The sequence below is a fragment of the Bradyrhizobium sp. BRP23 genome, from assembly GCF_020194135.1.
In the GTDB taxonomy this organism is placed as follows: domain Bacteria; phylum Pseudomonadota; class Alphaproteobacteria; order Rhizobiales; family Xanthobacteraceae; genus Bradyrhizobium; species Bradyrhizobium yuanmingense.
The window spans coordinates 359065-375456 of the sequence record NZ_JADYVW010000008.1; the positions used below are offsets into that span (position 1 = coordinate 359065).

A 16392-nucleotide genomic window follows, 5' to 3' on the forward strand; every position below is an offset into this window, starting at 1 on the left:
TGGGCGCCCCGGCAGCGGCCTCAACCAAGCCGCCAGCCGACCTCCTGCGTAATACTTTCGAAGAAGGCACGGTCATAGGCCTGCTCCGGCGCGGCGCGCACGCGCTCGTCGAGAAGCTTGGCGTCCTCGCCGACCAGAATGCGCCACCGCTCCGCCTTGACCCCGTCGAGGATGATCTTGGCGGCTTCTGCCGCCGTCGTCGGCGCATCCTCCAGGAAGCTGCGGGCGCGCTCGGCGAACGCCGCCTGGATGTCCTCGTCCGACATCCCGTCGGCATCCGGCACGCCGGCCGCGACCATGCGCTTGCGGGTCAGCGCGACCTCATCGGCATTGAGCCGCTCCGAGCCGTCGGCGCTCTGCACCTTGCGCGAGTTGGAGACGATCGAGGTGCCGATATGGCCGGGCATCACCACCGAGCATTTGACGTGCGGCGCATGCAGGCGCAAATCGTTGATCAGCGCTTCGGTGAATCCCTTCACTGCGAATTTGGCCGCACTGTAGGCGGTGTGCGCCTGGTTCATGCCGATCGAGGCCCAGAAGCCGTTGACGCTGGCGGTGTTGACGATGTGGGCTTCGTCCGCGGCCACCAGCATCGGCAGGAAGGTGCGCACGCCGAGATAGACGCCGCCCCAGCAGATGTTGAAGGTGCGCTCCCATTGCTCGCGGGTGTTGGTGAACAGGCTGCCGCCGCCGCCAATGCCGGCATTGTTGAACAACAGATGGATCCTGTCGGTCTGCTGCTGCTCGGCGAGCTCGTCGCGAAAACGCTTCAGATGGTCCTCGATCGCGACGTCGGCGACGTGCGTCGTGACGCGCAGCCCCTGCGGCAGCTTCTCGGCCTCGCACAGCCGCTTGGTCTCGGCCATCGCGGCCTCCCAGACGTCGCACATGGCGACGTTGCAGCCCTCGGCCACGAGCTGCCGCGCGAGCTCGCGCCCCATGCCCGTGCCGCCGCCGGTGATGACTGCGATCTTTCCAGCAAAATCCTTCATGGGACTTCGGTCCCTCCCCTTGTCGGTGTGTTTCTTGGTCACGGCGCCGCTGACCGCGGCGCGCGCAAAACTGTAGCAGCGCGACATCCGCGGGTAAAAGCCGTGCGCTGCCCTCTTCGCCTTCGGTAATTTCGGCGGGCGGACTACGCGCGATGTTGCGCGCGGGCCTTGTGAAGTGGCTCATAGGCGACACGGCCCGGATAATCGATCATTCCTGAGTATTTTCCAGCGGATTCCCCGTATTTGTCCGGCTTCGGGTTAATGGCAATTTTTCTACAATCCGAATCGCCAAATGGGGGTGGACGCTGGATTGAGTCGGCCAGGCCAGCGTGTTGTTTGCGTGTCACAGGCTCTGGCACTCCGCTTGCATCCTCTTCGTGGTCAGAAACAACCAACGAGGTGATAGGAATGTTCGTGACCGTCGTTGCCGTGCTTTGCCGGCTTGGCGCAGCCAGCTCAGGCAGTTGTGTCGAGGAAATCGTGACAGACAGCAACATGACACCCGAGATTTCGCTAATGCAGTGCGCGATCGGCGCACAAGCGCCTCTCGCGAAGTGGATGGGTGAGCATCCGATCTATCACGCGAACTGGCGCCTCGAGCGCTACAAATGCGTGCCGGGTCATTACGAGATCAAGGGCCACGCCTAAGGCCCCGCAAAACCACTGGTACCGAGACCACGGATACCAGAACGATCGATCCAAGAGGAAACGCCCGGGGGCCGCTTATCCCTGCGTGCGGACACTGCCAGCGCCAGACCGATCACGGCAGGCGCTCTGTGACAATGATCACGCCCTCCCTCTAAGCCACTTCACGCAAGATGATCGCGCGTGCCCGCCGTCCTTCCGGCGTCGGCATCAGCGCGAAGTTGTGCGGTTGCTCGCGCAATAGATGCAGCTCGATCGGCACGCCCACCGCCCTCGCTCTTGCGGCAAGGTCGACGCTGTCTGGATACAGAAGATCGCGCGTGCCCGAAAAAATCGTCATCGGCGCGAGCCCGCGGAAACTGCCGTTGAGCGGGCTGACGAAGGGATGGCCGACTTCGAGCTCGCCGGCATAGAGCCGCGCGGCCTCGACGATGCCCGGAATATCCTGGATCGGATCGCGCGCCGCGATCGCAACCTGCTCCGGACGGCCGACCGAGGCATCGGCCGCGGGCGAGATCAGCAGCAACCGGCTCGGCTGCCGATGACCGCGATCGCGCAGCCATTGGCAGGCGGCGAGCGCAAGCCCAGCGCCGGCCGAATTGCCGACGACCGTCACTTTTGCATCGCCAGCGTCTTCCAGCAGCATGCGCAGCAGCTCGGCCGTCGCCGGCACGACGTCCTTGGCGGTCGCCCGCGGCGCCAGCGGGTAGATCGGCACGACGCGGCAGATTCGCGCCTTGCGCGTCATCTCACCGATGAAGCGCCAATGCGCCGGCGCGATCTCGTTGATGTAGCCGCCGCCATGCAGGAACATGACGTAGTTGCAGCCCTCGTGGCCTGACGCCGGCTCGGTGTAGTAGACCGGCCAGCCGCCCATCTTGGTCAGCGTCACCTCGACGTTGCCGACCCCGACCGGCTCGTGAGAGGCCGGCGCCAGCGCCAGCTTCTGCACACGCGCCAGCACCGCCTCGGCGGATGCAAGCTGCTGCTTGTAGGGAAGCTGCCGCAGCAGCAGGTTGAGGGCCCGGCTTTGCAGGCTTGGTGCTGGATCGCGCGGCGCCCGCGCGCCGAATACGCAGCCGCCCGGACAGAATTGGAAGGCCGATACAAGTCTCGCAACGCTCATCGCCACATCCCCATCCGGCTGTTTCGACCCGGCGACGAAGAGGGTTGCCGACCCGCCGCCATTGGTCGATATAATGCGAGCATTCACTCGCTTTTCCTACTCGCATTCAGATCACAAGTCCGTGGCCCGCAAACCGTCCACAACACCCCGGAAAAATGCCTCGCAGGAGCGATCCCGTGCCACCGTCGACGCGCTGGTCGAGGCAACTGCTCGCATTCTGGTCAAGGAAGGCTTCGAGAAGGCCAGTACCAACCGCATCGCCGAGATCGCCGGCGTCAGCGTCGGCTCGCTCTACCAATATTTTCCCAGCAAGGAGGCCCTCGTCGCCGCCGTGATCGATCGCCACAATGATGCGATCATGAATGTCGTCCGCGCCGCCTTCGCGGAGGTCGCCGACCTGCCGATCGAGATGGCCGTGCACCGCCTCGTCACCGTCGCGATCGAGGCCCATCACATCGACCCGAACCTGCATCGCGTCCTCGCCGAGCAGATCCCCCGCTCCGGTCACCTCGCGGAAGTCGAAGCCTACAGCCACGAAATCCACGCCCTCGTGCGCACCTATCTCGAACGCCACCGCAAGGAGATGCGCAAGATCGATCCCGCGCTCGCAGCATTCATGTGCGTGAGCGCGATCGAAGCCATCGCGCACAACACCGTGCTGAACGGAGAGATGCTGTCGGAGAAGATGGTGAAGGTGCTGGTGGACGAGACGACGCGGATGGTGGTGGGGTATTTGAGGTAGCGGAGCCTGAGATTACGGAAATCGGCGACAGCGCGCCCATTTGGATGAGGCAGCGTCCTGCGCCCTGAGAGGCGCGCCAGAATGCAGTCCAGCACTGTCACCGTAATGTCCGAACACGACGGATCGAGGAAGCGCCCACTTCGCCAGGCCCGATGACACAAAGCGCACCGCGTTTGTTCGGGACCAAGTTACCATGCATAGTACCGGGGCTCTCGGCGGGCCGCTTGACTCAGGTCAATATCCCGCCGGCCTCAGCGCGCCAACATTGTCGTATGGGTGTTGTATTGCCTGCCATCTAGCGTGAGCGATCCCGGCGGAGTGCCGGGGCGCGGACATCGATCGTGAATCGTGACACGACGGAAAGCAGAATGAAGCTCGCGCTTGCGCTGCCACCACCGCAACGTGATTTGCGTCTCGACCTGTTTCGCGGCCTCGCCAACTGGGCGATGTTTCTCGGCCATGTGCCCGGCACAGTGCTGGTGTGGTGTTCGTTCCGAAATTATGGATTCAGCGACGGGGCCGACCTGTTCGTGTTCATCTCCGGCTACACCTCGGCGCTCGTTTATACCCGAAAAATGGAGCGAGGCTTTGTGTTCGGAACGAGCAGGCTCTTCAGGCGCGTATGGCAAATCTACACCGCCCATATCGTGCTATTCATGATCTACCTGGCTTTCATCCATTTCCTGTCGGAGAGGTTCAACGCGCCTGATCTGATCGATCTGTTCAACGCCGGACCGGTCACCAGCGCGCCGATCGAGATGATGACGCAGGGGCTTTTGCTGCGATACAAGCCTCTGAATTTGGACGTGCTGCCGCTGTACGTCGTCTTGATGGGCCTGTTTCCTCCGATCCTCTGGTTGATGTTGAGATTTCCCGACGCCGCCATGATCGGGTCGGTGCTGTTATATCTGGCTGCGCGGCAATTCCATTGGAACCTGCCTTCCTATCCGTCGGGAAGCTGGTACTTCAATCCGCTGGCGTGGCAGCTTCTGTTTGTTACGGGCGCATGGCTCGCGTTGACCGGTGCGGGGCGTCTGCATTTCTTGCTGCGGTCCAGGTTCGTGCTGGTTGTTGCGGTTGCCTATTTGATTTTTGCGGCGATCATGACGTTAGCTGCTCACCAGCCTCAGCTCCGGGCCTTGTTTGCGCCTGCCTTGTTCGAGCTTTTCAATCCCAACGACAAGACCAATCTGGCGCCCTACCGCTATCTTCATTTGATGGTACTGATTATCCTTGGTGCCCGGTTCATACCGATCGATGCGCGCGGGCTACAAGCCACCATCTTGCGACCCCTGGTAAAGTGCGGCCAGCAGTCCCTCGAAGTGTTCTGTGTGGGCATTCTCCTGGCCTTCATCGGGTACTTCATCCTGCAGTTGGCAGGGAACGGCATCCTCGCTCAACTGCTCGTCGGAGCTGCGGGAATCGCGATCATGACGGCGGTTGCCTACTACAGATCCTGGTCAAAGCGAGTAGAGAAACCTTCACATGAGAGTCCGGTGGATGGAAAGAGGGCGCCGGAAAGCACCGGCCCCCTCGAGCATCTTGTAGTGCGCGCCGCCGGAACGGTGCCGCAGGTCGCTTGCGGGACGGGTACGCAGCAGCAGCCGTTAAGGGAAGTTTGACAACCGCGCCGGCCGTCAAGATCGCGATCGAGGCCCATTCCATCGACCCGAATCTGCACCGCGTCCTCGCCGAGCAGATCCCCCGCTCCGGCCACCTCGCCGAGGTCGAGGCCTACAGCCACGAAATCCACGCCCTCGTGCGCGCCTATCTCGAACGTCACCGGAAGGAGATGCGCAAGCTCGACCCCGCGCTCGCAGCGTTCATGTGCGTGAGCACGATCGAAGCCATCGCGCACAACACGGCGCTGAACGCAGCCGAGATGCTGTCGGAGAAAATGGTGAAGGTGCTGGTGGACGAGACGACAAGGATGGTGGTGGGGTATTTGAGCTGGGTGGGCGACAAGCCAGGGCACTTGCGATCTAGCTCCGCACGATGCTTCTTGAGCTTCGCATCTGGCCTGATGACGATCGCACTGCCCGCGTCCAAAGCTGATCGTATTTGCGCGACTCATCCTCCGCCGGGACGCGACCGCGTCAGTCGTCGCGCGGTAACTCGCCTCGCCAATTTAAATATTTATGCATATTTAATTTTGACAAATTAAATCATTATTATTTGAGGCCGGGCAGAACCGGAGCGTGGTCAATCTCAGTCAGGCACGCTCTTGCTCCGCGATGTCGGTATGTCATCACCGTTTTGCGCGTCTTGAGGAACGCGACCTCTGAGCTTGCATTGTCGGCTTGATCTTCAATCGTTCACGAGGTCGACAATGCATCTTCTCGTCAGAATGGCGGCGATTGCGACAGTCCCTGCTTGGATCGGATTGAACGCGAACGGCGCTGCAGCACAGGATTTCCATGACCGGTGGTCCATCATTCCGAAGGCTCAGGCAGAGCCGGCGCCTGCTGGACCCGAACAGCCGAAGAAGGATCAGATTGAGGCGCCACCTCCAACCGCACAAGAGCCATCGGCTGATCGCTCGGGCATGCGATCTTTCAATCGAGTCTTTTCGGGAAAGGCCTCCTATTATTCATATTCCAAAGGCAAGACAGCGAGCGGTTCGACATTCAATCGGAATCACCTCACGGCGGCGCATCGCAGCCTGCCGTTCGGCACCAAGGTCCGCGTGACCCATGGAGGAAGCAGCGTCATCGTCACCATCAACGACAGAGGCCCGTTCATTCGTGGCCGCGTCCTCGATCTCTCGCTCGCTGCCGCGCGCAGCTTGGGGATTACGAATCGCGGCGTAGCTCAGGTTCGTGCCGAGGTGTTGTAGCGGGCGGCTTTTGAACGGCCGTGACATTGAAAACCCGACGCGTTTGTGGATATGACCTCGAGTACTCACCGCCTTCAACGGGATGGCGATGGGGTATTTGAGGTATCAGCGCTTGTGCCTTTTGGGGAAGCCGGCGGAAGCCTCGCAGAATAACAAGTAGTCCCGCAACGCCGATCATGTCGGCGGGCAGACGAAGGTCGTCAGGCTTCCTTCTTCTTCACGCTGATATTTCCGTCGCCCTCGATATATGCCTCTACGACGTCCGAGGGACTCGCTATCCCCTCCTCGCGAAGCTTGCTCATCAACTCATCCATCGTCACCAGCTCCTGCCGCATGTGGCGGCGAAGGACCTGCCCGTTTTTGATGAGCAGGAGCGGCGCCGGCCGAGCAAGCCGCTCCACGAAAGGCACGTGATACCCGACCCAGTCGATGGCTAGATTCCAGAAAATGATGGTGGCAACGAGCACGATACCTTCTGTGATCGAGTGGTATTCGCCCGCCATGCCATTCTGCGCCGCGTCCGCCAACAGGACGACGAGAAGCAAATCGGGAATGCTGAGTCCGCCGGTTTGTCGCTTCAAAATGAACCGCATCAGGGTGAAGATGCCGAGATACATGATGGTGCCCCGCACGATCATTTCCATGATGGAATGCGTCGGGACGAAGATCTCGCTCCACGATAACTGAAACATGTTGCCCTCGCCTGAATGGAAGCGTCCTGATGCCGCGAATCGAAACTCTTATCGGACCCGAACAGTTTCGGAGTTGCGAGGAGGATGGTGAAGAGTTGAGGCTCTAGCCGACCGCTCGACCGTGATTGTCCTCTGGACGATCAGCTCCTACCACTGTCCGACGCGGCGATTCGGAAAAACAATATGACTCAATGACATCGCTACTGTGCATGGGGTTGTTTTCGTCGTTTCGATGTACCGCCCACCGCAGGCCCCGCTTCTGGCCACAGGCATCGTCGCGGCCGGAGCACGCTCCACGCCGACGGTCACCCGACAGAGGTTGAAAAAATGGTCGGAGCGAGAGGATTTGAACCTCCGACCCCTAGTCTCCCAGACTAGTGCGCTAACCGGGCTGCGCCACGCTCCGAATGCCGTTCCATTAGCTAGGATCGCCGCTTTGCGCAAGGCGAGGCCGCAGCATTTTGGTGTATCCGCCCAAGCGGGGCCGGAACTGCCCCGCAAAGCCGGGGACCGCCCTAGCCCTCCTTCAGGGCCTGATCCAGCATCTCGCGACAGGCGACGAGATCGCCGAGGACCCGCTCCAGCCGCTCGCGGTCGAGCGCGCTGGGGCCGGCGGGCACGGCGGCGCCGCCTTTGCGGAAGGTGGTGAGGATCTCCTCGTCGTCGACCTCGGTGAAGCGGAAGTCGATGCCTTCCTCTTCATCGCCCTGATAGTCGTCATCGTCGGTGTCGGTGATGCCCTTGATGGGGGCCTCGTCCTCGGGCTCCATCAGGCTCGCGCCGATCGCGTCCTCGATGGCGCCAAAGGAGACCGCGGCCGCGCTGTCGGCGAGGCCCTGCACCGATTTGACGCCGTGCTCTTTCAGGATCCGCTGCACCCCGCGGATGGTATAGCCTTCGCCGTAGAGCAGCCGGCGGATGCCTTTGAGCAGGTCGACGTCGTCGGGGCGATAATAGCGGCGGCCGCCGCTGCGCTTCATCGGCTTGATCTGGGAGAAGCGGGTCTCCCAGAACCGCAGCACGTGCTGCGGAATGTCGAGTTCCTGCGCTACTTCGCTGATGGTTCGGAACGCATCCGGCGCCTTGTCCAAAGGCCAGTCCTTTCCGAAAGGCGGTTACGCCTCTTCTTGAGCCTGGGTGGCGTCACCGTTGGTACGGTGCTGGGCGTTGATCCGCTGCTTCAGGATCGCCGACGGCTTGAACACCATGACGCGGCGCGGCGAGATCGGCACCTCGGTGCCGGTCTTCGGGTTGCGGCCGATGCGCTGGCCCTTCTTGCGCACCATGAAGGAGCCGAACGAGGACAATTTCACCGTCTCGCCCTTCTCCAGGCAGTCGGTGATCTCCTTCAGCACGAGTTCCACGAAGGCAGACGATTCCGTGCGCGATAGGCCCACCTTCTGGTAGACGGCTTCGCACAGATCGACACGCGTTACGGTTTTGCTGGTCTCGCTCATCGCCCTGCCCCACCTCACGGCGAACAATTCTTGTCTGAAATTATGAGCTTACGATACGGCGGTCAACACCGCACATCAATGCACACGTCGCGATAATCGGCGCGGATTCCGGCAAAATTTTATCGGTGTGGCTTACCAGCGCACCAGCGCGGAGCCCCAGGTGAAGCCGCCACCCATGGCCTCCAGCAGGACCATGTCGCCCTTCTTGATGCGGCCGTCCTTGCGCGCCACCGAGAGCGCCAGCGGGATCGAGGCCGCCGAGGTGTTGCCGTGACGGTCCACCGTCAGCACCACCTTCTCCGGCGCGATGTGCAGCTTGTGCGCGGAAGCGTCGATGATTCGCTTGTTGGCCTGGTGCGGCACGAACCAGTCGATGCCGTCGGCATCGAGCCCGGTCGCCTTGAAAGCATCGACGATCACGTCGGTGATCATACCGACCGCGTGCTTGAAGACCTCGCGGCCCTCCATGCGCAGATGGCCGACGGTCTGGGTTGAGGACGGCCCGCCGTCGACGAACAGCTTTGCCTTGTGGCGGCCGTCGGAGCGCAGATGCGTGGTCACGATGCCGCGGTCGGTCGCGGCATTGCCGGGCTGCTCCTGCGCCTCCAGCACCACGGCGCCGGCGCCGTCGCCGAACAGCACGCAGGTGCCGCGATCGTTCCAGTCGAGGATGCGCGAGAAGGTCTCCGCGCCGATCACCAGCGCGCGCTTGTAGGCCCCGGTGCGCAGGAAATTGTCGGCGGTGGCGAGCGCGAACACGAAGCCCGAGCACACTGCCTGCAGATCGAAGGCCGCGCCATGATTGATGCCGAGGCCGTGCTGCACGGCGACGGCGGTCGCGGGGAAGGTGTTGTCGGGCGTCGAGGTCGCCAGCACGATCAGCTCGATCGATTGCGCGTCAACGCCGGCATCGCGGAGCGCCGCCTGTGCCGCCTTGATGGCGAGGTGCGAGGTGAACTCGCCCTCGGCCGCGATGTGCCGCTCGCGAATGCCGGTGCGCTGCACGATCCACTCGTCGGAGGTATCGATGCGCGCCGCCAATTGGGCGTTGGTCACCACCTGCTCCGGCAAGTAAGAGCCGCAGCCGAGCACGACCGAACGAATCTGAGTCACGAAACATCCTCCGGCGCGGGCTGCACGAATTTGAGTGCACCACCCTCGCGGTTGAGCATCTGATTGATCTTGTTCAGGAGATCGTAGTGAGCCATCTCATAGCCAACATCGATCGCATAGGCAAAGCCTTCGGCGTTGGTTCCGCCGTGGCTCTTGACCACCACCCCGTTCAGTCCCAGCAGCACGCCACCATTGGACTTGTTGGGGTCCATTTTGTCGCGCAGGGCCTGGAAGGCGCTGCGCGCGAAGAGGTAGCCGAGCTTGGACATCCAGCTCCGCTGCATCTCGTGACGAAGCAATTCCGCCATCTGCCGTGCGGTTCCCTCGGCCGCCTTCAGCGCTATGTTGCCGCTAAAGCCTTCGGTGACGATCACGTCGGCGAGCCCCTTGCCGATGCCGTCGCCCTCGACGAAGCCGATATAGTCGAGCTCCGGCAGGTTCCGCGCCCGCAGGATCTCGCTGGCCTCGCGGATCTCCTCGTGCCCCTTGATCTCCTCGGCGCCGATATTGAGCAGCCCGACTGTGGGCCGGGTCTTGTTGAACAGCACGCTCGCCTTGGCCGCGCCCATCACCGCCATCGACACCAGATGGTGGGCATCGCCGCCGAGGGTGGCGCCGAGGTCGAGCACGACGGACTCCCCGCGCAGGGTCGGCCAGATCGCCGAGATCGCCGGCCGGTCGATCCCCGGCAGGGTGCGCAGATGGAAGCGCGCCATCGCCATCAGCGCGCCGGTATTGCCGGCGGAGATCGCGACGTCCGCCTCGCCCTTCTTGACCGCGTCGATCGCGAGCCACATCGAGGAGGTCTTGCGGCCGCGCCGCAGCGCCTGGCTCGGCTTGTCCTTCATGCTGACGGCGACGTCGGTATGGATGATCTTGGAGGCGGCCTTCAGCTTCGGGTGCTGGTCGAGCTCGGGCTCGATCCTGGCGCGGTCGCCGACCAGCAGGAACTCGGTGTCGCGATGCCGGCCAAGCGAGATGGCGGCGCCCGGAATGACCACGGCGGGGCCGACATCGCCCCCCATGGCGTCCAGCGCGATGCGAACCTTGCTTGGCATGTAAGTCCTGGAAACCTGGTCTGGTGCGGTCTTGGGATCAGCGGGGCCGCAAAATGGGTTCGCCACCGGTACGGCGGCCGGCCAAGCGCCACGCCGCACCCGGACCGGGGCGCGACAATAGCGTTTTGTACCCCCGAAACAACCTCTTGCCCCCAGCCTTTTGCATTCGGGGCAATCCGGCCGCCGGGCGCGGATTTCGCGAGAAATCCATTGAAATCAGAGAGATAAACAGCTGTCTCAAACCATCAGGGCAAATGGCTCGCGTCCCCTGGCAAGGCAGCCCGCGAGCCAAAATGCCCCTCATTGGCCCTTCTTCTTGTCCTGCAATGCCTTCAGCACGGCGAAGGGATGGTCTTCGGGGTCGGGAGCGGTGACCTCCGCCTCGAACACGGCCCCCTCCTTGCGTGGATAGGGATCGATCGCCAGGAACAGGACGTCGGTGGCGAGCCGGCCGAGGTCGATGATGCCGCCCGTGATCGGCTCGGGCGGGTCGGCAACCTCGGGCGGCGCCTCGTCGTCCTGCCCCTCCTCGATCAGATCGGCCAGGCGGCGCGCCTCGGCCTCGGGGGCGAACATCAGGTCCACCTCCTCCTCGATCTCGCTCTCGATCGGATCCAGCGTGACGACGCAGGTCTGGCCGATCCGGCCTCGAACCAGGCCCGTGACCTGGACCCGCCCGCCGCTTTTCGGCACGACATCGAAGCTGGCATGGGCGGACAGGATCTCGCGCAAGCCCGCGACCTCCGCCATCGCCTGCCGCTCGGCCACTGAGGCCTCGAGCTCGCGATGCAACCCGCCGTCCGGGATTTGCGCAACGATGACGGGCGCCCGCCAGGGATCGCGCTCGGTATCTGGTCGGCTCATGGCGTGACATCCTGTGACAGCGCCCGGGGAAACTTGAAGGACGCGCGCAGCAGCGCGGCCTCGTCGGTCCGGCCAAGATCGGCCTCGCTGGCCCTCGCATAGGCCGCGAGCCGCTCCGCCTGGTCGAAGCCGGTCCCATTCAAGATATTCTTGCAGATCGCCGCTGCCAGCGCCTCGCCGCCGGCTTCCATCGCCTGGTCGTAGGCCTGGACGCGGCCGTAGAATGCCTCGCCGAAGGCCCGCATCCGCTTCGGCACGGTCTGGTCGCCCACCCCCATCTCGCGCAGATTGTCGTCCATGTCCTCGCAGAAGCGGTCGAACAGCGCCTGCGACAGCTCCGCGGCGCCCTGAACCGCGCGCAGACGGCGCAGCAGCAGCCAGAGATGCAGCAGCAACAGGTCGAAACGCCCGTTAACCGTATCGGGCACACCCAAGACCCGGTAAAACAGGGGTTCTCGCGCCTGCGTCACGATCATGCCATAGATGGCCTCAATGGTGCCAGGCGGGGTTCGCCGGGGTTTCCTGAAGTGATTGAACGGCCAAAGCATTGTGGTTTCCGCAAGCGGGCGCGCGCGAGTTGCATTCAGACGCCCAGCCCGGTACTTCAGCGCCTCGCGCGACGCAAGGGGACGGAATCAGTTCCGCTATGACGACAACGAACCAGATCAGCCTGCGCGCGGACATGCGGCGCGGCCTTCATGCCTGTTGGCGCGGCCTGCGCATGCTCGCGGCCACCGCCGTGATCGGCGTGGCCCTTGCAGCTTGCACCGGCGAGCAGTTCCAGAAAGGCTACATCCTGCCGCCCGGCGCGCTCGAGCAGATTCCGATCGGCGCGAGCCAGGATCAGGTGCTGATCGTGATGGGCACGCCTTCGACGGTCGCGACCCTCGACGGTGAAGTGTTCTACTACATCTCGCAGCGCTCGGAGCGCCCGGTCGCCTTCATGAACCAGAAGGTGGTCGATCAGCGTGTCATCGCAGTCTATTTCGACAAGACCCGGCGCGTGCGCCGGCTTGCGAATTACGGTCTCCAGGACGGCAAGATCTTCGACTTCATCAGCCGCACCACGCCGACGTCGGGTCAGGAGATGAGCTACCTTACCCCGCTGTTCAAGCTGCTCAGCTTCAACTGAGGCCGTCGAAGGATTCGATCGAAGCGGCTTGTCGCTTCGCGTCGAAAATGCGCGTCGAACGAGGCTCCTGAAGCCGCTTAATTCCATCGCAAGGTATATGGGCTTACGCCTGCGTCGTCGTGCCGCTCTCTGCGCGGCACTTGTCGTCGCGCGCGACTTGCGGTCGCACGTGCCGTTCCCTACGGTTCCCGCAAAGCAAAAAGCAGGAGTGGATTCGTGCATAAGCCTTTGTTGTCCCGCCGTCGTGTGCTCGCCGGTGCTGCCGGCCTTTCGGCCGCAGCGATTCTACCGCGATCGAGCCTTGCCGACTGGAAGCCCACTGAAAACGTTCGTCTCATCGTGCCGGCCGCGGCCGGCGGCTCGACGGACGTGATGGGCCGCCTCCTGGCCGCGCATCTGCAGACCGCCTGGGGTCAGTCGACTGTGGTGGAAAACCGCTCCGGCGGCGGCGGCACGATCGGCACCGCCGAGGCCGTGCGCGCCAAGCCGGATGGTCACACCATCCTGGTCGGCAACCCCGGCCCGAACGCGATCGCCTACAGCATCTTCAAGAACCTCAGCTACAAGCCGGACCAGCTTCAGCCGGTCTCGAACATGATCCGGATTCCGAACATCGTCTCGGCGCATCCGAAGACCGGCATCAAAACGATTCCCGAGCTGATCGCGTATCTGAAGGCCAATCCGGACAAGCTCAGCTACGCCTCCTCCGGCGTCGGCCAGAGCCCCCACCTCACCGGCGCCTGGTTTCTCCAGCTCACCGGCCTGAAGATGACGCACATCCCGTTCCGCGGCGCCGGCCCCGCGCTCCAGGCCGCCCTTGCCGGCGACATACAGATCCTGTTCGACAATCTCTATCCGACCCTGCCTCAGGTGCAGAGCGGCACGCTCAACGGTCTCTGCGTCACCACGCCCGAGCGCAGCGACCTCGCCAAAGACCTGCCGACCATGCGCGAGAGCGCGCCGGAGCTGGCGAATTTCGACGTGTCCTCCTGGTTCGCGGTCTTCCTGCCGAAGGGCGCTTCGCCCGAGGTGCTGGGCGCGCTCAATCTCCAGGTCAAGGCGATGCTGGAGCGCGAGGACGTCAAGAAGCAGATCGCCTCCATGGGCGCCCGCGCCGACTACGGCACGCCCGAGCAGTTCGCCGCCTTCGTGGACGCCGAGACGAAGAAGTTCGCCGGCATCATCCAGAAGGAAGGCCTGCAGATGGACGTGCAGTAGGTCTCTCTCACGTCATTGCGAGAGAAGCGAAGCAATCCAGGCTGTCTCTGCGGAACGATGCTGGATTGCTTCGTCGCAAGAGCTCCTCGCAATGACGTCGGGAGAGCGTCGGATCGCCAAATCAAAAACCCCGCGGCTCACGCCGCGGGGTTTTCTCTTGTCGCGTCAGCGCCGCTCAGTGCGCCAGGATCGCCAGCAGCAGCAGGGCCACGATATTGGTGATCTTGATCATCGGGTTCACCGCAGGTCCCGCCGTGTCCTTGTAGGGATCGCCGACGGTATCGCCGGTCACCGCGGACTTATGGGCATCAGAGCCCTTGCCGCCGAAATGACCGTCCTCGATGTACTTCTTGGCGTTGTCCCAGGCGCCGCCGCCCGAGGTCATGGAGATCGCGACGAACAGGCCCGTCACGATGACGCCGAGCAGCATGGCGCCGACGGCCGAGAATGCCGCCGACTTGCCGGCCGCGCCGCCGCCCGCGATCGCATAGATCAGGAAGTAGACGACGATCGGCGACAGCACCGGCAGCAGCGAGGGGATGATCATCTCCTTGATTGCCGCGCGCGTGAGCAAGTCGACCGCCTTGCCGTAATCAGGCTTGTCGGTGCCCTGCATGATGCCCGGCTTCTCGCGGAATTGGCGACGGACCTCCTCGACGATCGCACCGGCCGCACGGCCGACCGCGGTCATGCCCATCGCGCCGAACAGGTACGGCAACAGACCGCCGAACAGCAGGCCCACCACGACGTAGGGATTGTTCAGTGAGAAGTCCGGATTGACGCCGGCGAAGTAGGGATGCTGCGCGGAGCGGGCCACGAAGAACTTGAGGTCCTCGTTGTAGGCCGCGAACAGCACCAGGGCGCCGAGACCAGCGGAGCCGATCGCGTAGCCTTTGGTGACCGCCTTGGTGGTGTTGCCGACCGCGTCGAGCGCGTCGGTCGACTTGCGCACCTCCTTCGGCAGTCCCGCCATTTCGGCAATGCCGCCGGCATTGTCGGTGACGGGGCCGAAGGCGTCGAGGGCGACGATCATGCCGGCCAGCGCAAGCATGGTGGCGGTCGCGATCGCGATGCCGAACAGCCCGGCGAGGCTGTAGGTGACCAGGATGCCGGCGATGATGACGATCGCAGGCAACGCGGTCGCTTCCATCGAGATGGCGAGGCCCTGGATCACGTTGGTGCCGTGGCCGGTGACCGAGGACTGGGCGATCGACTTCACCGGACGATAGTCGGTGCCGGTGTAGTATTCGGTGATCCAGATGATCAGGGCGGTGACGATGAGACCGACCACGCCGCACTCGAACAGCGCCAGGCCGGTGTAGTTGACGCCCTCGAGCTTGCCGAAGCCGATCAGGTAGTAGATCACCAGGGCGATGCCGATCAGCGACAGGATGCCCGTTGCGATCAGGCCCTTGTAGAGCGCGCCCATGATCGACTGGCTCGGCCCGAGCTTGACGAAGAAGGTGCCGATGATCGAGGTGATGATGCAGATGCCGCCGATCGCGAGCGGCAGCGTCATCATGTTGGCGAGGATCGGCGTCTTGGCGAAGAAGATCGCCGCCAGGACCATGGTGGCGACCGCGGTCACCGCATAGGTCTCGAACAGGTCGGCGGCCATGCCGGCGCAGTCGCCGACGTTGTCGCCGACGTTGTCGGCGATGGTCGCAGGGTTGCGCGGGTCATCCTCGGGAATGCCGGCCTCGACCTTGCCGACGAGGTCGCCGCCGACGTCCGCACCCTTGGTGAAGATGCCGCCGCCGAGACGGGCGAAGATCGAGATCAGCGAGGCGCCGAAGCCGAGCGCCACCAGGGCGTCGACGACGACGCGGCTATCCGGCGCGAGCTTCAGCGAATGGACCAGGAAGCCGAAATAGAGCGTCACGCCGAGCAGCGCCAGACCCGCCACCAGAAGGCCGGTGATGGCGCCCGCCTTGAAGGCGAGCTCCAGGCCGCCGGCCAGCGACGTCGTCGCGGCCTGGGCGGTGCGCACATTGGCGCGGACCGAGACGTTCATGCCGATGAAGCCCGCGGCGCCGGACAGGATCGCGCCGATGGCGAAACCGATCGCGACATAGAGCCCGAGGAAATAGGCAAGCAGCACGAAGATGACGATGCCGACGATACCGATCGTGGTGTATTGCCGCCGGAGATAGGCTTGTGCGCCTTCGCGCACCGCCCCTGCGATCTCCTGCATGCGCGGCGACCCCGCATCCGCGCCCAAGACCGAAGACGTCGCCCAAATCGCGTAGGCGACGGAAAGCGCTCCGCAGAGCACTATCAACCATAATGCTGTCATGTGATGTTTGCCTCAGATCCTTGATGTACCCCCGGCGCCTTTTGTTGTCCGTCGTGCGGTGCAGCGCCTTGATTTTGAACAAAGCCGCCCCCTTGCCCTTAAGGGACGGCTCCAGTCGGCCGCGAGCTTGCCAAAATCACATTGAGGGTGCAACGCCGGATCAGCCCGAAAAGGCCGATCTTGGCAGGTATTTAGGACCAAGCGCTGAGAACTCAGATGCC

At 63.5% G+C, this 16392-nt stretch carries 17 protein-coding genes and 1 tRNA gene; 7 read left to right on the forward strand and 11 right to left on the reverse strand.

Annotation, left to right across the window (positions count from 1 at the left end; all coding sequences use genetic code 11):
- Positions 1 to 20 precede the first annotated feature (20 nt).
- Positions 21 to 992: an SDR family NAD(P)-dependent oxidoreductase gene (locus I6F24_RS23470; RefSeq protein WP_225151834.1), complete on the reverse strand. Its 972-nt coding sequence runs from the start codon at positions 990 to 992 to the stop codon at positions 21 to 23.
- A gap of 408 nt (positions 993 to 1400) precedes the next feature.
- Between I6F24_RS23470 and I6F24_RS23475 the strand changes: the two genes are divergently transcribed.
- Complete coding sequence (locus I6F24_RS23475; RefSeq protein ID WP_025036674.1) at positions 1401 to 1640, forward strand: hypothetical protein; 240 nt, start codon at positions 1401 to 1403, stop codon at positions 1638 to 1640.
- 151 nt (positions 1641 to 1791) lie between these two features.
- On the opposite strand, the gene I6F24_RS23480 is transcribed toward I6F24_RS23475, so the two are convergent.
- A complete protein-coding gene (locus I6F24_RS23480; RefSeq protein WP_225151836.1) occupies positions 1792 to 2763 on the reverse strand; it encodes an alpha/beta hydrolase fold domain-containing protein in 972 nt (323 codons plus the stop codon).
- A gap of 121 nt (positions 2764 to 2884) precedes the next feature.
- On the opposite strand from I6F24_RS23480, the gene I6F24_RS23485 reads away from it, so the two are divergent.
- From I6F24_RS23485 to I6F24_RS23500, 4 genes are all read left to right on the forward strand, one after another.
- Entirely contained in the window at positions 2885 to 3505 is a 621-nt protein-coding gene (locus I6F24_RS23485; RefSeq protein ID WP_036010401.1) for a TetR/AcrR family transcriptional regulator, read from the forward strand.
- A gap of 368 nt (positions 3506 to 3873) precedes the next feature.
- Positions 3874 to 5127 (forward strand): OpgC domain-containing protein, encoded by a 1254-nt coding sequence (locus I6F24_RS23490; RefSeq protein WP_063822468.1) that lies wholly within the window; start codon positions 3874 to 3876, stop codon positions 5125 to 5127.
- Positions 5124 to 5669, forward strand: coding sequence for a hypothetical protein (locus I6F24_RS23495; RefSeq protein WP_225125132.1), 546 nt, complete (start codon positions 5124 to 5126; stop codon positions 5667 to 5669). Before I6F24_RS23490 ends, I6F24_RS23495 begins: the two co-directional genes overlap by 4 nt.
- Before the next feature lie 165 nt (positions 5670 to 5834).
- Positions 5835 to 6341 carry a septal ring lytic transglycosylase RlpA family protein gene (locus tag I6F24_RS23500; RefSeq protein WP_036010404.1) on the forward strand — a complete coding sequence of 169 codons (507 nt, stop codon included), beginning with the start codon at positions 5835 to 5837 and terminating at the stop codon, positions 6339 to 6341.
- Positions 6342 to 6541: 200 nt separating this feature from the next.
- Here the strand turns inward: I6F24_RS23500 and I6F24_RS23505 are convergent, their stop codons facing one another.
- From I6F24_RS23505 to I6F24_RS23540, 8 genes are all read right to left on the reverse strand, one after another.
- Positions 6542 to 7033 (reverse strand): YetF domain-containing protein, encoded by a 492-nt coding sequence (locus I6F24_RS23505; protein WP_036010407.1) that lies wholly within the window; start codon positions 7031 to 7033, stop codon positions 6542 to 6544.
- 328 nt (positions 7034 to 7361) lie between these two features.
- Positions 7362 to 7439, reverse strand: a tRNA-Pro gene (locus tag I6F24_RS23510).
- A gap of 109 nt (positions 7440 to 7548) precedes the next feature.
- The gene (locus tag I6F24_RS23515; RefSeq protein WP_057029740.1) at positions 7549 to 8124 is read right to left on the reverse strand and encodes a MerR family transcriptional regulator; all 576 of its coding nucleotides are present in this window, start codon (positions 8122 to 8124) and stop codon (positions 7549 to 7551) included.
- A gap of 24 nt (positions 8125 to 8148) precedes the next feature.
- A complete protein-coding gene (locus I6F24_RS23520) occupies positions 8149 to 8490 on the reverse strand; it encodes an integration host factor subunit alpha (protein ID WP_036010431.1) in 342 nt (113 codons plus the stop codon).
- Between the two features lie 132 nt (positions 8491 to 8622).
- Positions 8623 to 9603, reverse strand: coding sequence for a beta-ketoacyl-ACP synthase III (locus tag I6F24_RS23525; RefSeq protein WP_036010434.1), 981 nt, complete (start codon positions 9601 to 9603; stop codon positions 8623 to 8625).
- Positions 9600 to 10661 carry a phosphate acyltransferase PlsX gene (gene plsX, locus I6F24_RS23530; RefSeq protein ID WP_036010436.1) on the reverse strand — a complete coding sequence of 354 codons (1062 nt, stop codon included), beginning with the start codon at positions 10659 to 10661 and terminating at the stop codon, positions 9600 to 9602. The genes I6F24_RS23525 and plsX overlap by 4 nt, the downstream gene beginning before the upstream one ends.
- A gap of 300 nt (positions 10662 to 10961) precedes the next feature.
- Positions 10962 to 11525, reverse strand: a complete 564-nt coding sequence (locus I6F24_RS23535) for a DUF177 domain-containing protein (protein ID WP_036025465.1) — start codon at positions 11523 to 11525, stop codon at positions 10962 to 10964.
- Positions 11522 to 12073: a ubiquinol-cytochrome C chaperone family protein gene (locus tag I6F24_RS23540; RefSeq protein WP_109143544.1), complete on the reverse strand. Its 552-nt coding sequence runs from the start codon at positions 12071 to 12073 to the stop codon at positions 11522 to 11524. The genes I6F24_RS23535 and I6F24_RS23540 overlap by 4 nt, the downstream gene beginning before the upstream one ends.
- A gap of 98 nt (positions 12074 to 12171) precedes the next feature.
- Here I6F24_RS23540 and I6F24_RS23545 point away from each other — a divergent pair, with 98 nt between their 5' ends.
- Positions 12172 to 12657: an outer membrane protein assembly factor BamE gene (locus tag I6F24_RS23545; protein ID WP_036010444.1), complete on the forward strand. Its 486-nt coding sequence runs from the start codon at positions 12172 to 12174 to the stop codon at positions 12655 to 12657.
- A gap of 216 nt (positions 12658 to 12873) precedes the next feature.
- The gene (locus I6F24_RS23550; RefSeq protein WP_225151838.1) at positions 12874 to 13875 is read left to right on the forward strand and encodes a tripartite tricarboxylate transporter substrate binding protein; all 1002 of its coding nucleotides are present in this window, start codon (positions 12874 to 12876) and stop codon (positions 13873 to 13875) included.
- Positions 13876 to 14050: 175 nt separating this feature from the next.
- Here the strand turns inward: I6F24_RS23550 and I6F24_RS23555 are convergent, their stop codons facing one another.
- On the reverse strand, positions 14051 to 16171 hold the full coding sequence (locus I6F24_RS23555) for a sodium-translocating pyrophosphatase (RefSeq protein ID WP_036010450.1): 2121 nt from the start codon (positions 16169 to 16171) through the stop codon (positions 14051 to 14053).
- Positions 16172 to 16392 lie beyond the last annotated feature (221 nt).